This window comes from Polaromonas naphthalenivorans CJ2 (assembly GCF_000015505.1).
GTDB lineage: Bacteria > Pseudomonadota > Gammaproteobacteria > Burkholderiales > Burkholderiaceae_C > Polaromonas > Polaromonas naphthalenivorans.
Genome location: NC_008781.1, coordinates 2,655,494 through 2,673,700, shown reverse-complemented (window position 1 = coordinate 2,673,700; position 18,207 = coordinate 2,655,494). Strand labels below are relative to the sequence as shown.

Below are 18,207 nucleotides of genomic sequence, written 5' to 3'. Positions count from 1 at the left end.
GCCTTCCGTGGCCGGTAGTCTTTCTCCAGAAGAAATTTCTGTCCATAACGCCAGCAAGGCTGCTGACAAGACTGAGGCGACGCGGATCATCAAGAAATACCCAAATCGGCGTCTCTACGATACTGAAACTTCGGCTTACATCACCTTGGCCGAAGTTAGGCGCCTGGTGATGAGCAGTACGCAGTTTGTCGTGCGTGACGCCAAAACCAATGAAGACCTCACGCGCAGCATCCTGCTTCAGATCATTCTTGAAGAGGAGGCCGGTGGCGCGCCCATGTTTACCGAGGCCGTGCTGGCCAACATCATCCGTTTCTACGGCGATGCAATGCAGAGCTTCATGGGTGCATACCTTGAGAAAAATGTCCAGAGTTTCATGGACTTGCAGCTCAAGATGGCCGAGCAGTCCAAAGGGATGAGTCCCGAGATGTGGGCGCAGTTCATGAATGCAAAGTCGCCCATGATGCAAGGCATGATGGGGGCTTATGTCGAGCAATCCAAGAATGTCTTTACGCAGATGCAGGAGCAGATGCAAAAGCAGAGCGAGCAAATGCTGTCAGCACTGGGGCTGAAGCGTTAATAACCGGCTATTGCTGACGGCTGGTTGAAGGCCATCCGCTGGGTTTTTCTCGTTCCTGCGCCTGCTCTGAGACAATAGCGGCATGAGCGAAGTATTTTCCCCATCTCCCCTTTCCCCTGTTTCCCCTGCCAAACCTGCGCCCCGCGTTGGATTTGTGAGCCTTGGGTGCGCTAAACATAGTTAGTATAAACCGCTTAAACCGCACATGAAAGGCCTGACCTACGGGGTACCTAATGCCTGTCAGTTAAACCGCGAGTAGGCGGAACTTGGCGGTGAAAGTTATTTTCTCGCCTGGCAGCAGAGGGGAGATTTGAGCCGACTCAGCGATCTGATCGATCCGATAATTATTGAGTACATTCTGCAAGACCCTGACCAGGCCGCGATCCGGCGGTGCAAGCTGACGGCCGAGTATGTCGTGTGGCTGATCATTGGGTTGGCCTTGTTTGGCATTACAACGATTCTGCATGTTGGTGCCTCAGCTTGTTTGACGCCGGGGAATGCGCCGCTGGAGCAGTTGTAGGTCACTTCGCATGAGTGCGCCCACCGCGAACTGCAAGGTTCGTCTGCTGGCCGTTGTTAGCGTGGTCTGGTGTCAGCTCCGGACACACTCGACAATCGCGTCAAACTGGGCAGCTGTGCAAACCAGAACGGTGAGGGTGGATGGTGCCAAGTGCGAGCGGTGTGTCTTATGGACACCCGCAGCCACGAGCAACTTGATGCCCAGATCGGTGCCTTGACCCAGGGTGATTTGACGTTGACGGTAAACGTTCCGGCAACCCATCTTTCGTCGCCAGTGTCGGCCGTGTTAGCTACCAATACCTGAACGCATTACTGGTGGCGATGCAAAAAGCCCAGACCGCTGACGATTACGAGGCTTTGCTGCCCAGGAACATCGTGTCAAAAGTTAACTGACTTACCGGCCATCGGCAGTCAGCTTCACCGGCGAATCACAAGCTCAAATCGGCGTCACTAGCAAGATCGCGGTTAAATGACCGCTTACTGTGTACACGGAGGTAACCTTGGCCTTTGAGGAAGTTGCGGTAGCTGTTGAGAGCGACGGCTTCAACCTCTTTGGCCACTTGGTTACCTGCCGCAATAACGCGACCGTCATCGGTCAGGATGGCCAGTCTGGCTGCTTTGCCGTCTACGGTAACGCTGAGGCCTTCGTGGGAGACCGCGCTGATAACGACGCCATTGATGGTGCCTACGGGTTGGGTTCCGATCATTATTGACCTCCAAACATACGTTGAGCGCTTTCACCCGAGCCGCCAAGCGGACCTGCAGTCGCCACCGCTAAACTGGAAAGCAATTTTTTGAGTGTCATGGGAATTTCTGGTGTTGATTGCCGTTGCTCAATACCGGCCTGGCGCAAATTGGAAATTGATGACGGCGCGCCAAGCGCGAACAAAAAGATCACAAGGTGAAAAGTTGAATCGCCACCAGGTTTGCGGAGATTGGGAAGCAAGGGCTGGCCGCGCTCTATTCGTCGAATCAAGCCAATCCCGCCAATCGCCCGGCTTGTCTTGTCCCATTCGGGTAACGATCGCTATCGCAACATCCAAAGTCCGGGTTCAACTCATTGGGGATGTCATTCGACAACCCCAGCCGTAAGGCTAGCCCCTGGACGACGCTCAAACGGACTGTCAAAACAAAGTCGCTTCGCTTGGTTCGCTTTGCCAGTCCGTTTCAGCCCGGCAGCAAACCCCACCATTCAATCGCGCACTCACACTTGCGACTTACCAGTATTGGCTATCCGTCGACGTGGCGGATAGTCGATTGGAGATGCAAATGAAAGGAATGTGCGTGGTGGCTTCACCTGTCAGTGCCACTGCCGTCATGGCGACGTCCTGGCGCCTCAACGCGGTCAGCCGGTGAATGATTCCGTCTGATCATGCAACGCTCAATGTTCTTAAAACTTAGGGTTTCGCTTGATGAAGCCGAACGCTTCAACCAGCGCGCAGCGGCGCTAGGTGTGACCGTGTCTCAGCTGATCCGTGACACCGCATTGCATGGTGCTGTGTACGTCACCCTTGAAAAATCTCAGGCCGGATATGAATTTCGCCGACTGGGCGCCATGCTCAAACACCTGTACCCAGCCAGAGATGGCCGCTGGACGGCAGAAGACCGCAAAAAGTGGTGGGCGTTGATCAATGAGTTGCGTGAACGTGCCGACACGCTCGAATCAACCGCATCAGGCGGCAAAGACAAAGCAGTCGGAATGGTCCATGCTGGCTAAAGTCATTCTGCTGAAAAAGTCCTGGAAGACCGTGGCCAGCGCAGCGAATTATGTGGTTGATGACCTGAAAAAGATGCCAGAACAACCTGAACCAGGCAGTTACGAGCCGGAGAATGCCGTCAATTACCTTGCGCGTGAGGGTGTACTGGAAGCAGCCTCCTTCAACATGGAAGGTTTGAACCCCACTGACCCGGACGACCGTCGCCAAATCATCAAATTGATGGATGGCACGGCGCGGGCCTGGGCCTCAAGATCAAAGGCTAATCCCAAAACCAATCCGTTTTATCACGTGGTCTTGTCATGGAAGGAGGGTGAGCAACCCACCATTGACCAAGCTACGGCCGCCGCCGCCCGGGCGCTCAACGCGGTTGGCATGACCAACAACCAGGCATTCTTTGCGATTCACCGCGACAAAGATCACCACCACCACATTCACATCATCGCCAACCGTGTTCACCCGGACAAGCTGGTACTGACAGGGCCACCTCGATATGACTTCCTGGTGTTGGACAAAACCTGTCGAGAAATCGAGCTGGAGCAGGGCTGGCAACACGACAACGGCCCCCATGTGGTCATCGACGGGCAAATCAAGCGGTTGACGCATGCCCTGCGTCGCCAGATCGGACTTGAAACCGACAAGTCACTGGCGCCTTTTGCACCGGCCGTTAAGGCACGGATGGGCGAGGTCAAGGCAGGACTGCCATCACTGGCAGGCTGGCTCAAAGACAAGGTCGCACCGGAGCTCCTTGCAACGCAGAACTGGCCGGAGTTCCATGACGCGTGCGCCGCCAGAGGCCTGCGAGTGGTGAAAGTCAAATCTGGTTTGATTTTCGAGGCCAACATGCTGGACAAGGCGACGCAAACCAAAGCATCGGCCGTTCACTATGCGCTCAGTCTGGGGCGCTTGCAAAACCGATTTGGTGCGTACCAGCCACCAGACATCGCCACGGCACCTGCCACATGGGCCAATGGACCGAAATTCGGATCCACCTACAACGACTATGTTGCCCGCATTGCCTGCGGTACCGACCCGGACTCGCAAGAACATCCCGGGCGTACCGGACGAGGAGGCCAGCGCGATCAGGCCAGACTTCACCGTGCCATCGCACGCACAGCGCTCTTTGAGCAATACAAGTTAGAAAAATACACGGCCAAAGATAGCCGCAAAGCCGCAAGAAATGACCTGCGAGTACTTCACAAGTCAGAAAAATCAGGCCTGCTCAATCAGCTTGCCTCTGTAAAAGCCGGGACTGTGGCCACTCTGCAAAACCAATACGGCAGCCAAGTGGCGCGACTCTTATGGGCAGCACAGCGCACGGCGGCAATGGAAGACTTGGCAGATCGGCAAAGACAGGAGCGTCTGGCACTCACACGTGCCAATGCGATGGAATGGTTGCCGTGGCTGGAGAGACAGGCCGCGCTTGGCAATGAGGCAGCCATCGCAGCACTTCGTGGGCTGCGCTATCGCGCCCAGCGTGAAAAAATCAAACAAAAGGCGGGCGTCGAGGGCGAAGACCTTGGCCCCATCAATCCATTAGCTGCGCAAGAAAACAGCATCAGTGGTACGGCGCGGCCGGACTACTTCGACATCCGTACCGCCCAACTGAGGATTACACCGGAGCACAGCATTGAATACCTTGACGCCCGTGGCAAGGTACGACTGACCGACAGCGGGCCACGAATCGATTTGACGCAAGAGAACGACCAACAGGCCATGCAGGCCGGGCTGCTGTTGGCCTCTCAAAAATACGGTGGCGAGGTGTTCGTCACAGGTTCACTAGCGTTCCGGGAGTTGGCAGCAAAAGAGGCTTTGATGATGGGTATTCGTGTGAAGAACCCAGAGCTTGCGCACATAAGTGTGGATAGGAATCGCAATATTGAAATGCAATTGTGATATTTTAATTATCCGAAAAAATTTTCAAAAAACTGTTTGATATATATTGGTTGTAGTCGAATATCGTGTTGTGGTTTGGTGCTCTTTAAAATATAATAATCAACAGTTTATCTATATTTTTTTGATAAAATAAATACTATGAATAATGACTTTAAAACTGTGGCACGACACTATATGCATATGACCGCATGCAAATACCATCAAGTGGTCTTCTACGCCAAATGGGTAGTTTGTATTGCAGTCACTTTTTTGGTGTGGGGTGGTGCAGTTTGGTTTGGGTCGCTCGCATGGGATCAAAAGCAAGGGGCCGTCCTGGCTTTGATGGGCTTTGGTGCTTGGCTGGCAGTTTGTAGATTTGTTTTGCCGGGATTTTGGTATTTATCAAACGAAGTTATTAAACAATTCGTTCAATATATTAATCATCGGTTCTTGTAAATTTAATTCAATGGTTACTTTGACGGTGGAATTGAGCGAAGAGTTGGCAAACGCGCTTGCCCAGTTTGTCAAACGCGTTGGTTTTTCAGAAATGCGCAGCAACGCCGTGGATGACTTTGAGGCGTATCTCATCCGAGATGCCATTGACAGAGTGCGCATAGGGTTGGCTAACGCTGGAATTTCTCCGCGATGAGGCACACCGGTAGCATGGTAGTGGCCATGGCCTTCATGTTGATGGCCATTCCTGTTCACGCAGAACCAGAGGCCTGGCGAGAGCGTGTGATTGCGGCGGTTCGTCCAGGTGCGGTGGTTGCACGGCGCGGGTTGGACAATGATCCCATCACACAGGCAGTGCTATTGGGCCAGGGTGGGGGGCGATGGAGCCATGTGGGTATTGCCGTGCAGTTGATACCGGATGGCCCAATTTACATTGAAAGTGCGATGCCAGGCGCGGGCACAATGCTCGAAAAGCCAGAGGTTTTTTTCAGTATCGAGCAGGCTTTAGAGGGTGAAGTGTTGCTGATGCCGGTGGACAAGGTCGATGCCGTTCAAAGCGCTGCAAAGTCGCTTTTGGGGCGGCCCTTTGACGACCAGTTAGCGCTTGATGATGACGGCAAAAAACTTTATTGCACAGAGCTTGTGGCCATTGCATTGCGAAGCGCTGGGGTGCTCAAAGATTTACCAATGCGATCCATTCCCTTTTTGTCTCAAAACGTCATTGCCCCTGATGATCTGGTTGCCGCAGCCAGCGCAACAGTGCTTTAAGGACGAGATCCGCCTGGCTTGACATGGCGCACAGCACACCGATCACCCATCGGCAAATCTGAACGAGGATTCGCGTGTCCTGTTGTGGTGGTCATCCCTTGGAAATTTCACAGGCCCAAAATACCGTGAATCAAAGCTGTTCGGGTGTTCACCAGCAGTCCAGATATCTCCTTGTTTGAGGCTAAACGATCCGCGCAGATGGGGAAGGGCGCTTTCCTTGGTGTCCAGATCCAGTGGCCTTGAATTCGGCACTGGCTGCCCGTTGATGTCAATACCGGCATCGGTTGCTGTCACGAGATCGCCAGCAACGCCCACCACGCGCTTTATCAAGGGCATGCTGCCATCAGGGCACGCGCCGTGACCGATGGACGGATGCGGAATCGGCGAGCAAAAGCTGACTAGGCTGCCCTTTTCGCCAAGGCCTAATTTGTAGACCAAGTCAGGCATCGATCCAGTGACATTCAAAACGAGGCCAGATGACTTTGCGACGATGGCAAAAATCGCTGTCGCTGACATCGCAAGTAGCGTCACATAAAGCGGTACGAGGTTCAGTTGTTTGGCTTTCATGCTTCAAGAGTTCTGTCAGTCAGCTTCGAGTGCTTTTGACGCGCGCGTCAATCATTCCATTTCCGATCAGTTTGGCGGCCCCCAGCATCTGTCTTTTCACCAGCGCTGGATCTGTGTAATAGATGATTTTCTGGCAGTAAATTGGCGCGTGACCAGCGACAAACACCAGCTCATCGGCCGGTGGGAGGCGCATGGTTTCATCCGGTGTCAGTAAGGGTCGCTGGCTCAGTTGTTCATTCGTGCTGACATTGTTCAGCACCACGCTCAAGCGTGAGCCCGAGAAATTTCTTTGGGTGTGGGCAACCGTGGAGGCACCGCTCATTTTGGAGAGCAGCTCAGCCGTCTCGATTTTGTTGGGCGCGAAGGCAATCCGGATGTGGCAATTCGACAGGATAGATTCGTCTCTTGAGTAGGCTTTGGTCAACTGGGACAGGTCTTGGGTGATCAACAAGGCCTTGAGCCCGTAGCCAGCGATAAACGCCAGGGCCTCCTCAAAAATTTCAAGTTTACCCAGCGCCGGAAATTCATCAATCAGCAGCAGCATCTTGTGCGGGAACCGCGACCTGGAAGCGCCGGTTTCATCAAATTCCATTTTTTCGGTCAAACGGCGAACCACCTGATTGATGACAAGCCTCAAGAGTGGCTTCAGGCGGTCTTTGTCTGAGGGTGGCACGACCAGGTACAGACTTGTCCTGCGCTGCATCAGCGACTCGATCGTGAAGTCCGAGGCACTGGTGTTGGCAGCCACAATCGGATCACGGTACAGCGACAGGAACGACAGGGCCGTCGACAGCACGCCAGAGGCTTCGTTGGAGGCCTTGTTCAAAAACGACTGGGCAGCTTGCGAGGCGGTTTTCCAGGCGACCAGTTCCACATCGGTGCAGTGACCCGCACCGATCCTTTCGTAGCCGATGTCCCGGATGTATTCCATCACCGCCCGGAAGCCCTCGGCAATTTTGGTTTTTTCATCGGCATCGGTGTCTTTATCTGCAGCCAGTCGCTCAGCCAGCTCGCGCACCGGTCCACCGTCCGACAAAATGGCCTGTACGGTTGACAAATTCCGTTGGGAGTCTTCCAGCTCATCGGACACCAGCACAAAAATGATGACACCGGTCATGAGGTCAAAGCCGGTTTTGGCCCAATGGTCCTGCAGACCTTTCCCGTCGGGGTCAACAATCATGGTCGATACGTTTTGCACGTCCTTCACCAGGTTGTCGTCAAGCCGAATTTCGGACAGTGGATTGAAGCGTGCCGAATCCGTTTCTGATGGCGAAAACCGCAGGCACCGTTGCTTCAAGACCCTCTCACGAAAGCCAGAAGTCAGTGCCCAGTTTTCTCCCTTGATGTCATGCACAAGCACTGATTCTGACCAGGACAGCAGTGTCGGCACCACGATACCAACACCTTTGCCTGAACGCGTCGGAGCGAACACCAGAATGTGTTCCGGACCGCTATGGCGCAGATACACGGTTTTGGCTTTTGCGCTAAACGGGTTGAAACCAGAATTCTTGACAGGAATGTCAACGGCACCCAGCATCACACCGCCAACGTTGGCCGGTGTTGGCAAAATCCCAGCCGCTTCGATTTCTTCTGCCACGGCCCAATGGGCTGAACCGTGCAGGTCGTTGCGCTCGTCTTTCAGCTTGCGGGTTCGCCGGAACACATAAGCCACCGGGAAAACAATGGAGGTCATGGCGCCTGATGCCAGCATCAGCTGAGCTGTCTTGATGACGGACAGGACATCGGGTGACGAGTCTGGCCGGAAGTACCGAAATATCCAGATCAGGACGTCCCACGGCCAGTAAATCCGTGTCTGGCCAAGCATCGCGGCAGGCGATCCGAGTGTCGGATGAAAACGAAACTGCCAGGCGGTGTACTGTGTGACCAGCACGAAGGTCAGCGCGGTGACCAAACCAAAGATCAGAAAGGCCACCCACACGAAGCGGGTGATGTCGCCATGACTGTGGGGGATGACGTAGAGCTGCTGTCGCTGCGAGCTGGTCATGGGAACCCTTGAATGTCTAAATTTCCAGCTCAGTTTCAGGTTTTGTTATTTTTTTGGCCCTGGACTTTGGTGCTTTCGCTACTTCCTCTTTCACCGGATCGACTTGCACTTCATCCGCCACCAGGCCAACGTCCTTGTCAACTTCCACAACTAGGCTTTTTTCAAGCAAATAGTCCACGGCCTTTGAGGCGTCTTTCGCCGCTGCAAAAACGGAATGTTTGTCAGCTTTGAGGGTCTCAAGCCATGAGCCGATATATGCTGCGTGATTTTTGTCGTCAAACTGCACACCCGTCTCGGCACTGGCGAAAGCGCTGCATAACTCAGCCACCAATTCTTCACGGGCATACTCGCTCGTGCCAAAGCCGTTGGAGAGAGGGCGGTTCAGCCTGTTTTCTCCACCGGTGGCGTGGCCAAGTTCATGCAGCAAGGTGCCTGCATAGGCCTCAGGGCTTTCAAATTGGTCACGATTTGGCATTTGAACGGCATCGCGTGCTGGCGAGTAAAAAGCCCGATCACCGCCGTGACCCAGCGTCAGTCCGTCAAGCTTCATACCGCTGGCCACTTTTTCAACCGCAGCGATTTTTTCGACAGCAGGGCGGTCTTTTGCGGTGGTGATGGGTTCCAGTGACAAGCCATTGCATTGCTCGACGTTGAACGCATGACTGGTTTTTTCGAACAGCAGGTTCAGGCTCCGCTCAGCTTGCCGCCAGCTGTATTTGGTTCCACCCGACTCCACCACCAATTGGCGGGTGTCCACTTGCGAGCCGTTGGAGAGTTTGACCGTTTGTGCGTATTTTTCTGGCGCTTCTGCGAGCGTGACCCGAGCGCCGTTGTGGGTGATGTCCACATCCCGGCGGCGATGAAAAGGCAGTTCGTCCCAGTATTCAATGGGCGTTGACTTTTCGCCTTGGGTGATACCACCGCCCAGGCTGGCGGCCTGCTTGTAAGTCAGCCAGCGTGGATCAGCGTAGCCCTTGTCCATTCCCTGCATCATCAGCATGAGCCGGTTGCCGCCGCTATAAATGCGGCCGGACACCGCATTGCGGGGCAGTCCAGCAGCGACACCGCCTTCATTGGTCCATCCTTTGCGCCAGGGCATCACGCCTGACTCCAGGGAGGCGACGATGCGGTCCGTGATTTGCTCACGCAGGTCTTTTTTGGCCTCAGTCATGATGCACCTCGACAAAATCCGAGGCATCAACGTCGTCATGCTCAGGGCCGTTGAGCTCAATACCGAGCTTGTCAGCATCGCGAACCGAATGCAGTTGGGCGTTGGTCAGTATGCCCAGCTCAGTCATGGTTTGCGGGGAGAGGGGTGTCAGTGCTTGCATGGTTTTTCCTTAAAAATGCCCTGGGCTGTCGGGCGTGGTTCAAAGTTCAATACTTTCCTCGAACACGATTTGGTGGGTTTTGGGCGTTTCCCCCCCGACCTGAAAGGCGTTTTTCTGATCGAGTGCCTGTTCTTTTCTGTCCTGGGCCACTTCAGGTGCGGCCTTGTCGCGTTCGGCCATATAGGCCTCGCGCACGTAGTCGCCAGACGTTTTGTAATACTGTGCAAGCTTGGTTCTCTGCGCTGGTTCCAGCGCTTCACGTTCCCTGATGACGCGGTCATCACGCACCATCACCACATCCGTTCCAAGCTGGGTGAGCTTGCCGTCCGTGTCCAAAATGCCTTTTTCTCGCAGCAGGTCGACAGAACCGGGTTCAACGCCACCGTTTTGCTGTTCAAGGTCAGCCCTGGAAATTTGCTGAATGGCCTTGTAACCCAAATCCTTGATACTGGCGTTGGCCGCCAGCATGCGCTCCTCTGGCATTGAAATCTTGTCTTTGCCAAGCAGATCAATCCCCGCCACAGGATTTTTCGTCAGCGCATCCATCGTTCTCTGATCGGCACGAAGAAGGGTCTTCCCGACAGGCGCAATCGTCAGGTTGGTTGCCGGATCCCCGGTGATGCCCGCGTCGACACTTGGAATGCGACCACGGTCAAGCCCTTGGGATACCTGTTTTCCTTTCATCCAGGCGCGCAACACTTCGGGCTCCGTGTTTTGCATGGGATAGCCCAATTTGCCACCAATTTCCGCCGCCCGGACTTTGAACGCGGTGTCACCGGTCAGCAGCAGGCCCTTGTCCACGTCGAATTTCTTGGCGGCAATCTTGAGTGCCGCTTCAATGTCGCGATCATCGGTTTTACGCACATCCAGGCGGTCGCCGACATCACGCACAGCCACCGTCAAGCCGCGCGTGTATTCCATGACCCCATCCTTGCCTTCACGCGCCTGCAAATCGGCCAGCACAATGTTGGGTGATGTTTGTTGGCTGAAGCCTTCCAGGCCGGAATCCGGCGCCTTTTCTGCTTCCTCAATCAGACTGTCAATAATGGGGTCGTCGGGTTGTTCAAGCTTTGACTCTTGCAGAAAATCGAGCCAGCTTTGTGGTCTGGCCAACGTGCCATCCAGTTCACGCGCGGCCCGGTCTTTTTCGGCGTAGTAGCCTTCAGTGAGTTTGGCTAGTTCAATGGCCACCGATGCGGAAATGGACTGTTCAGAGGCATTCAGCCCTTTCAACCTGGCGTGAAACTCACCGCGAGTGGCTTCCAAGCTGGACTGCAATTGCAGCCATTTTTCGCGGTATTCCTGTTCGTGCTGATCAATGCCGCCATTACGGATGTCGCGCTCTGGAGCGGTTTTAGCTTCGTACGCATCCAGCAGGGCGATTCGTTTTTGTTGCTCATCAGTCAAGTTTTCCATGGTCGCCTCTCAGGGAAAAATTCATTGACCACCAGATTCGGGCGGCGTGCAGTTGATGAATGGAATCGTCAGTGCAGTTCCCCAACGGCTGTCGTTGGCTGACTTTTGGATGAGCGCATTGCGAAAGGCAATGTCATCGTCATAGTCCGCACGCCACTTTCCCTTTTGTTGCAGCCATGGTTTGGCTGCATCGAGCGAGGCGCGCCGCTTTTGAATCATGGCTTGGTGCTCAGCTGTTAAAACGCCATAACCTGCGTAGATCTTCCACCCAAGAAAGTCGGCACTGGTCGCGGCACAGCCACCCACGGTGGGTGATACTGGGATGCAAGCCGAATACGAAAACGTTGACCCGATTGCCGTTGTTTCAACGTAAGTTGGAAAGCCGCCGGTCGTCCAGGTCACCCAGCCACTGGGTGTCAAAAATGCCGCAGGAGTGCCAGGCGTCCCAGGGTCTTCAATGCCAACCCAGATGGCGCCGGGCAGGTCCACATCAGATGCGGCAACGGTTCCACTGATCGACACTGACGCTGGGGCGGGGTCATACGTCGTGCCAGCGCAAAAGACGTTACCGCTGACGGTTTGAGCCATGGCGACCGTGCCTTGGGCGAGCAGCAAAATGAAAACGGATTTTTTCAGCATAGGACGGCATTCCTTTCAGGAAGGCCAATCTAGCATCAAAACTTTGGGGAAAAGGTGGTAAACCCCCGCTGGACTGGCTTTACCCATACCGCGAAGGCGCAAATGCAATGCCAGGACGATCTTCCGATCCCATCAGAAACGCCCCTCAATTTAAAGATGTTCAATGCCCAGTTGACCAGGCCACTCATGCCTGCCAGGTCCTGCGGTGCCGTTCGAAAAATTTCGAACTGCCGGTCCAAGACGAGAGCGAGATGCTGTTACATAACTTATTGGTCGGGTTGCTCCAACGCAGTCAATCGGGCATGCGCCGAAAAGTTGGCAATGTGCCGACGATTTCAGTGCCCGGACTCGACCATTTACGGGAATTCATCGGTAACTGCTTTGGCAGTGTCAAGACTTTTGGGTAAACAAGTTCAAGAGTGACCAACGATCAAATTTTGCTCAAAACAATTGGTCTCAAATTAGACTGAGCCACTAAATGCGGCATTGGACCGCCTCAACACGTAACCTGCATCAGTTTCTGAATGAAAGCATCAGCAAACCTGCGCAAACGATGAAGGCGGCGGATGCCCTTGCTTTCCAAGCCGCCCTTTCCTTGAAAACAAAGATGGAGGCACCGCTCGCTAGAACAATCCCGGCGTTTGTAAACGCGACAACGATGGCGGCAGGCATCGAACGCATGGCGTGAATAACCAGCGCATAGGCTAAGCCAACGCACAGTCCACCGACGACGGCTACGGGCAGGCCAATCCGGGCTTTGGGTCGCCATGACCCTGTGGTGCGACGAAGATCGATCGTCAGCGCCAGCCACGATGCAAAGTAGCCGATCGTGATGAATCCGACCAGCCCGCCAAAGCCCGGGATGTGGGCGGTGGCCGCCCTATCCGTCAGAGAGTAAATGCTGGTTGCGAACATCGCCAGCAAGGCCCATGGCAGGGCCCTGATGTCGTGTGCATTGCCACCGACGCGCGCCAGCACGACCAGTCCAAGGACGCTCACGAGGAGTCCTGTCCAGGCAAAAACGCCTAACGTTTCGCCCAGGAACAGCGTGCTCCACAACGCAATAAGGATCGGGGAGCTGCGCACAAGTGGGTAAACGAAGGCCACGGGCGCATGCTCGTAGGCGCGACGCAAACCCACGAAATACACCACATTGGCAGTCGCAGAAATCAGTACCCATTTGCCCAGAGTGGGCGTCCACTGCACTTCGGTGAAAAGTGAATAAGCACCCCACGGCCCCAACAACACCAGATGGGCCAGCAGAACCCACCAAAGCGGATAGGCATCCCGCGACTGGTGCCGGGCAATCAAATTCCAGGCGACATGCATGACGACTGATGCTGCCACGGCAAGCGCAGCGCCGCTGATCATCATGGTTGCGGGCTATTGGAACTTGCCTGAAAGTCAACCCGATCACCATCCATTGCGATGGCAGCGCGAGAGGATGACTCGCCTGTGCCAAATAGCCAGGCATCCAGCGTATGGCTGATGTGCGTGAGCCAGGCGCGCTCGGGATTGACTTTGTCGATCACCGCCAACGCAGTGGTCCAGTCGTTGTGATTTTTTGCTTCACTCTGCGGCGGAAAGCTGCAGTCGAGTGCCAAGCCGTGTGGATGCCAGTCGGTCAAAAAAGTTTCGGTGCGGGGTGGCAGGCCCAGCGTGTCGGTCAGGTAGGCAAAGCGGCTGCCGGTAGACGCTGCGACAGCGTAGCCAAATGTCACTTTAGAGTGAATCAGGGGCACGGGTGTCAGTGTCAAAGCTCCAATGCTCAGCGGTTCAAACTTCGTCAAGGCGTGAAATTCAAGCACGCCGGGGTGTTTGTACAGGTCGGCGCAACCCTCCGAGTCGGGTGGCCCATAGACGGCGAGGCGCGCACCCACACCCCAGCGCAGATGAAACAGGCCCTGCACATGGTCGGGGTGAAAGTGCGTCAGGACAATGGCATCCAGGTCACCGGGGGCAAACCGCTCATGCAGATCCGTCAATCCGGCATCCAGCAAGATGCGCGTGTTACCTGACTCAATCAGTGCCGAGCAAGGTCGGCGAACAAAAGCCGGCGCCAGGTGCGCTCGCTCGCAGGCCACACAGCGGCAACCAAACAGTGGCACACCACCGGCGGCGCCTGTGCCTAAGAAAGTTACGCGCATGAAACCGCCTCGCTGTCACCCATTTTTTGTTGATCGCATTGCAGAACAGGGGGCGAGTCACTGCAATGGCGAATCAAGTTCACCAGCGTGTCGCCGGCCACGTGTAGTTCGCCATCGTTGCGGATAAGCTCGCCACGGCGACCCAAAAACTGATTTTTGGGCGCGCGCGCCAAGCGCTTCTCGATCTCTTCTGCACCCTCGCGGCCACGCGCTTGCAAGCGCGCACGCAGCACCTCAGGCGATACCTCAACCCACACCGGCACAAGCTCTGGATAGCGCTGTGCCGCCGTTTCAAGATATTCCCGAGACCCATTCACCACCACCGTGATGCCTTTGGCCATGCCATAGGTGTTGGTATGCACCTGCGACGGCGACGGCGGCTGCACGCCGTACAGGTAGTCGGCCAGCGTCACATGCTGCAGCAGGTTCGGGTCCTGTCCCGGCACGGCCACATAGTTGGCGCTGTAGACGGTGTCGTCCACGCGGATGGCAATGTGCCCGAACGGGTTTTCCAGCACCACGCGCTGCGGTGTTTTGGCGGTCGAGTAGGACAGCAGCAGTTCGATGTCGCAGGGCACCTCGGCCTGGAGCCGCGCCAGCGCCGCGTCGATGTCGGCGACGGCACTGCCGTGCTCGGCGCCGAAGTCCACAGGCAGACCCGGCGCAGGCAGGGCCGGGTCGAGCGCGAAGCGGGCGATGCGCCCGAGGCCGGCACGGTCGTGAAAGGCGAGCTGGGCGCGGCGCATTGCCGTCTGCCGCTGCGGGCTGGCGAGCACCGCGGCCGCCAGCTCGCCCGCCTGCGCCAGGGTGTCGGCCAGATCGGCCACCCCCAGCCGGACGAACAAGGCGGCGTTTTCCCGCTCATGGCCGCTCACCACATCGAGCAAGATGGTGGGGGTGCCTACGGCAAAGGCCTCGGCCGGCGTCATGCCCCCGGCCTTGGTGATCAACAGGTCCGCCGCGCGCATCCAGGCCAGCAGGTCGGCGTGCGGCACCAGGCCGCAGACCTTCAGCGCCACCGGCTCGGGCAGGCGCTTTTGCAGTGCCGTGAGCAGCGCCTGCTGCCGGGCGTTGGCGCCGCAGACGGCAATGATCTGCAGCGGGCCCGGGTGGTGGCGGGCGAGGCTCTCCACCACGAGCGCGTAGTCGCCGACGCCCTCCTTGCCGGAGGTGATGAGAACGGTGGGCGCATCCGGGGCCAGACCCAGCGCCGTGAGCGCCGTCTCCCGGGTTGCGCCGTCGGCGGCCGGGGCGCGCACCGGCATGCCGCTGGTGGTGACCTTGTCGGGCGGAACACCCGCCGCCAGCCAGCGCGATTCCAGGTCGGTGTGGGCGAGAAAAGTGCGGTCGATCCGTTTCGAGATGCGCGGAAAATAGCCCTCGAAGAAGTCCGTGTGCAGCCAGCCGATGTTCACCTGCGCCAGCAGCCCGCGCTCGCGCAGGGTCCCGAGCACCTGCGCCGATCCGTAGTGCGTGGCGAGCACCGTGTCGGGGGCCTGTGCCTCCAGGAAGCTGCGCACCTTGTCTTGCGGGTAGTCGTTGGACAGCCAGGCCAGCGAAGGCACCCGCTTGCCGCGCGCCTGCAGGGCATGGAACAGCGCGTCGAAGCTTTCCGGGAGATTGCCAGCGATGAACCAGTGTAAGCGGTCCGCGAACCACGCCCTTTTATTCGTGAGCTGATTCGATGATGCTACGTGTCCATCTTGAACTACATGGACATATATGACAGAGATGAACGCAGAGTTGTTGGCTCGGCTGGTGGTCGGGCGCAAACGCGACGGACGATGCAATTACGACCCGCTGGCCAAGCAGGCGCTGATTGACGAATGCCTTAAGCCTGGCGTGTCGGTAGCGCGCACGGCGATGCTGTACGGCATCAATGCCAATTTGCTGCGCGCCTGGATTGCCAAGTCAGGCCAGCCCAACCATGGCAAGGCGCGCGCCGTGTCCGTAAAAGCGCTGGAGTCTGCAGCGTTTGTTGCCGTTCAGGTCACAGAGCGCGCAGCGCCGACCACAGCATCGGCACCGGCACTGGCACCGGCCGCACTCTGTCTGCACGTGCGCCTACCCAACGGGGTGGCGCTCGATGTTGGCCAGGTTCCGCTGGAGGCGATGGCGCCCGTGCTGCAACTGCTGGGCACACTGGCGTGTTCGCGCTGAACGCCAGCCGCGCGGTATACCTGCACCGGGACGCCATTGATTTTCGCAAGAGCATCAACGGCCTGGCCAGCCTGGTCGAGCATGGCCTGGGTCTGGACGCGTTTGCCGAGGCGCTGTTCGTCTTTGCCAACCGCAGGCGCGACCGCATCAAGATTTTGGGCTGGGATGTCAACGGGTTCTGGCTCCTGCACAAGCGCCTGGAGAAAGACCGCTTCATCTGGCCGCGAGGCGAGGCGGGCGTCGTGACGCTCAGCGTGGAGCAGTTGCACTGGCTGCTCAAGGGCGTGGACATCCAGGCCCTGCGCGGACACCGGGCGGTGAGTTATCAGCGCGCGGCGTGAGGGAACAAATGCTGGCCTGAAAGGTGACGTCCAAGCATGATTTTTCGGAACTTCTGCAGACGCCCCTTCATCAAAGCAGGCCATGAATGCTGCGCCTGCCACCGAAGAATTCAACGCCTTGAAAGAGGCGCTGGCGCAGGCTTTGCGGAACGGCGAAATCTTGGCGGGCGAGTTGCGCATGGTGCGTGCCGAGCGTGACCTGCTTCGCGAGCGGCTTAACCAGTCCATGCGCAAGCTCTTTGCCGCCCGCAGCGAAGCGAGCAGCACGCAGCAACGGGACCTGTTCTTCAACGAGGCCGAATCGCTGGGCGCGGCCAGCGAGCCGGCGCAGGACGGCGCCAGCGACGGCCATGAAGACGACAGCCAGGAGGTCCGCGCCCACCAGCGCGTGCCGCGCGGACGCAAGCCGCTTGATGCGGCCTTGCCCCGGGAAGTGGTGCGCCACGAATTGCCCGAGTCCGAGCGGGTGTGCCCACACGATGGCGCGGTGCTGGTGGAAATTGGCGTGGAGGCCAGCGAGCAGCTCGACATCATTCCCCAGCAGGTGCGCGTGATTCGCCATGAACGCGTCAAATATGCCTGTCCCTGCTGCGATGGCGCCTTGCGCCTGGCGCCCAAGCCGGCGCAGGTCATCCCCAAGGGCTTGTTCAGCGCAGGACTGCTGGCCTGGGTGATTGCGTCCAAGTATTGCGACGGCCTGCCGTTGTACCGCCAGGCGGCGCTGCTCTCGCGCTTTGGCGGCAGCGACCTGTCGCGCAACACGCTGGCCGCCAGCGTCGTGCGCGTGGGCCGGGAGGTGCAGCCCATCATCAATCTGCTGCGCGACCATCTGCTGGACTCGCCCCTCATCCATGGCGACGAAACCCATGTGCAGGTACTCAAAGAGGCCGGCAAAAGTGCGCAGTCCAAAAGCTACATGTGGGTGCAGATGACCCCGTGCTCCGGGATGCAGGGAGCCGGGCCGCCCATCCGGCTGTTTGGCTACGCGCCCTCGCGCAGCACGGCGGCCGCACAAATCCTGTACGCCGGGGTGCGCGAGGGCAGCGTGCTGATGAGCGATGGCTACGCCGTCTATGACGCTATCGCGCAGGCGCACGGCCTCGTGCATCTGGGATGCTGGGCGCATTGCAGGCGCGGCTTTCATGAAGCGCTGCAGGCGCTGCCCAAGAGCGCGCGCGGCCCCGAGCAGCTCTCGGCGCGGTTTCTCGCGCTCATCGCCCAGCTGTATGCGGTGGAGTCACGCGCACACGAACACCGGCTCCTTCCCAAGGAATTGCTGGCCCAGCGCCAGCAGCACAGCGTGCCCGTGCTCGGTCAGATAGAGGCGCTGCTGCTGGCCAACGTGCACGCCGTGCTGCCGGGCAGCTTGCTGGGCAAGGCGCTGCATTACCTGGCTTCGCAATGGACGAAGCTGGCGCTGTATGTCACCGATGGCGCCTATCCGATAGACAACAATGCCTGCGAAAATTCGATTCGCCCGTTTTGCATTGGACGGCGCAACTGGCTCTTCAGTGATACGGTGGCCGGCGCCCAGGCCAGCGCCAACTTGTATTCGCTGCTGCAGACCTGCGCGGCCAACGGCGTCGATGGCTACGCGTACCTGCGCGCATTGCTCAGCGCGCTGCCCATGGCAAAAACGGCCGATGACTACGAAGCGTTGCTGCCTTGGCGCATCGAGCTGCCCAGCCGCTGAG

General features: G+C 57.4%; 20 protein-coding genes. 9 read left to right on the top strand and 11 right to left on the bottom strand.

Features of this window, described 5'->3' with window-relative positions; genetic code table 11:
* Positions 1-34 precede the first annotated feature (34 nt).
* Together phaR and PNAP_RS12665 are read left to right on the top strand one after the other, a co-directional pair.
* Positions 35-577, top strand: a complete 543-nt coding sequence (gene phaR, locus PNAP_RS12670; RefSeq protein ID WP_157040407.1) for a polyhydroxyalkanoate synthesis repressor PhaR — start codon at positions 35-37, stop codon at positions 575-577.
* 310 nt (positions 578-887) lie between these two features.
* Positions 888-1,097, top strand: coding sequence for a transposase domain-containing protein (locus PNAP_RS12665; protein ID WP_041376691.1), 210 nt, complete (start codon positions 888-890; stop codon positions 1,095-1,097).
* Between the two features lie 427 nt (positions 1,098-1,524).
* Here the strand turns inward: PNAP_RS12665 and PNAP_RS12660 are convergent, their stop codons facing one another.
* Together PNAP_RS12660 and PNAP_RS27000 are read right to left on the bottom strand one after the other, a co-directional pair.
* Positions 1,525-1,803 (bottom strand): hypothetical protein, encoded by a 279-nt coding sequence (locus tag PNAP_RS12660; protein ID WP_011801916.1) that lies wholly within the window; start codon positions 1,801-1,803, stop codon positions 1,525-1,527.
* Positions 1,803-2,042, bottom strand: a complete 240-nt coding sequence (locus PNAP_RS27000; RefSeq protein ID WP_157040282.1) for a hypothetical protein — start codon at positions 2,040-2,042, stop codon at positions 1,803-1,805. Before PNAP_RS27000 ends, PNAP_RS12660 begins: the two co-directional genes overlap by 1 nt.
* 426 nt (positions 2,043-2,468) lie before the next feature.
* Between PNAP_RS27000 and PNAP_RS26995 the strand changes: the two genes are divergently transcribed.
* The 4 genes from PNAP_RS26995 (at position 2,469) to PNAP_RS12640 (ending at position 5,907) form a co-directional block, all read left to right on the top strand.
* A complete protein-coding gene (locus PNAP_RS26995) occupies positions 2,469-2,813 on the top strand; it encodes a plasmid mobilization protein (protein ID WP_157040281.1) in 345 nt (114 codons plus the stop codon).
* A complete protein-coding gene (gene traI, locus PNAP_RS12650) occupies positions 2,803-4,707 on the top strand; it encodes a TraI/MobA(P) family conjugative relaxase (protein ID WP_041376690.1) in 1,905 nt (634 codons plus the stop codon). The genes PNAP_RS26995 and traI overlap by 11 nt, the downstream gene beginning before the upstream one ends.
* Before the next feature lie 331 nt (positions 4,708-5,038).
* Entirely contained in the window at positions 5,039-5,335 is a 297-nt protein-coding gene (locus PNAP_RS27660) for a DUF7706 family protein (protein ID WP_198140634.1), read from the top strand.
* Between the two features lie 26 nt (positions 5,336-5,361).
* Positions 5,362-5,907 carry a C40 family peptidase gene (locus tag PNAP_RS12640; protein WP_157040280.1) on the top strand — a complete coding sequence of 182 codons (546 nt, stop codon included), beginning with the start codon at positions 5,362-5,364 and terminating at the stop codon, positions 5,905-5,907.
* Between the two features lie 42 nt (positions 5,908-5,949).
* On the opposite strand, the gene PNAP_RS25015 is transcribed toward PNAP_RS12640, so the two are convergent.
* The 9 genes from PNAP_RS25015 to PNAP_RS12600 all read right to left on the bottom strand — a co-directional run bounded on the left by PNAP_RS25015 (position 5,950) and on the right by PNAP_RS12600 (position 15,577).
* Positions 5,950-6,474 (bottom strand): S26 family signal peptidase, encoded by a 525-nt coding sequence (locus PNAP_RS25015; protein WP_011801912.1) that lies wholly within the window; start codon positions 6,472-6,474, stop codon positions 5,950-5,952.
* Positions 6,475-6,493: 19 nt separating this feature from the next.
* Positions 6,494-8,479, bottom strand: coding sequence for a type IV secretory system conjugative DNA transfer family protein (locus tag PNAP_RS12630; RefSeq protein ID WP_011801911.1), 1,986 nt, complete (start codon positions 8,477-8,479; stop codon positions 6,494-6,496).
* Between the two features lie 16 nt (positions 8,480-8,495).
* Positions 8,496-9,650 (bottom strand): ArdC family protein, encoded by a 1,155-nt coding sequence (locus PNAP_RS12625; RefSeq protein ID WP_011801910.1) that lies wholly within the window; start codon positions 9,648-9,650, stop codon positions 8,496-8,498.
* A complete protein-coding gene (locus tag PNAP_RS27655; protein ID WP_198140633.1) occupies positions 9,643-9,810 on the bottom strand; it encodes a hypothetical protein in 168 nt (55 codons plus the stop codon). The genes PNAP_RS12625 and PNAP_RS27655 overlap by 8 nt, the downstream gene beginning before the upstream one ends.
* 39 nt (positions 9,811-9,849) lie before the next feature.
* The gene (locus PNAP_RS12620; RefSeq protein WP_011801909.1) at positions 9,850-11,226 is read right to left on the bottom strand and encodes an LPD7 domain-containing protein; all 1,377 of its coding nucleotides are present in this window, start codon (positions 11,224-11,226) and stop codon (positions 9,850-9,852) included.
* 21 nt (positions 11,227-11,247) lie between these two features.
* Positions 11,248-11,865: a hypothetical protein gene (locus PNAP_RS26990; RefSeq protein ID WP_011801908.1), complete on the bottom strand. Its 618-nt coding sequence runs from the start codon at positions 11,863-11,865 to the stop codon at positions 11,248-11,250.
* A gap of 513 nt (positions 11,866-12,378) precedes the next feature.
* Positions 12,379-13,239 carry an EamA family transporter gene (locus PNAP_RS12610; RefSeq protein ID WP_011801906.1) on the bottom strand — a complete coding sequence of 287 codons (861 nt, stop codon included), beginning with the start codon at positions 13,237-13,239 and terminating at the stop codon, positions 12,379-12,381.
* A complete protein-coding gene (gene phnP / locus PNAP_RS12605) occupies positions 13,236-14,012 on the bottom strand; it encodes a phosphonate metabolism protein PhnP (protein WP_011801905.1) in 777 nt (258 codons plus the stop codon). Before phnP ends, PNAP_RS12610 begins: the two co-directional genes overlap by 4 nt.
* Complete coding sequence (locus tag PNAP_RS12600) at positions 14,003-15,577, bottom strand: MGDG synthase family glycosyltransferase (RefSeq protein WP_232290695.1); 1,575 nt, start codon at positions 15,575-15,577, stop codon at positions 14,003-14,005. Before PNAP_RS12600 ends, phnP begins: the two co-directional genes overlap by 10 nt.
* A 157-nt stretch (positions 15,578-15,734) precedes the next feature.
* Between PNAP_RS12600 and tnpA the strand changes: the two genes are divergently transcribed.
* The 3 genes from tnpA to tnpC all read left to right on the top strand — a co-directional run bounded on the left by tnpA (position 15,735) and on the right by tnpC (position 18,206).
* The gene (gene tnpA / locus PNAP_RS12595) at positions 15,735-16,172 is read left to right on the top strand and encodes an IS66-like element accessory protein TnpA (protein WP_011801904.1); all 438 of its coding nucleotides are present in this window, start codon (positions 15,735-15,737) and stop codon (positions 16,170-16,172) included.
* Positions 16,160-16,513, top strand: coding sequence for an IS66 family insertion sequence element accessory protein TnpB (gene tnpB, locus PNAP_RS12590; RefSeq protein ID WP_011801903.1), 354 nt, complete (start codon positions 16,160-16,162; stop codon positions 16,511-16,513). The genes tnpA and tnpB overlap by 13 nt, the downstream gene beginning before the upstream one ends.
* Positions 16,514-16,595: 82 nt before the next feature.
* Positions 16,596-18,206 carry an IS66 family transposase gene (gene tnpC / locus PNAP_RS12585; RefSeq protein WP_011801902.1) on the top strand — a complete coding sequence of 537 codons (1,611 nt, stop codon included), beginning with the start codon at positions 16,596-16,598 and terminating at the stop codon, positions 18,204-18,206.
* Position 18,207 lies beyond the last annotated feature (1 nt).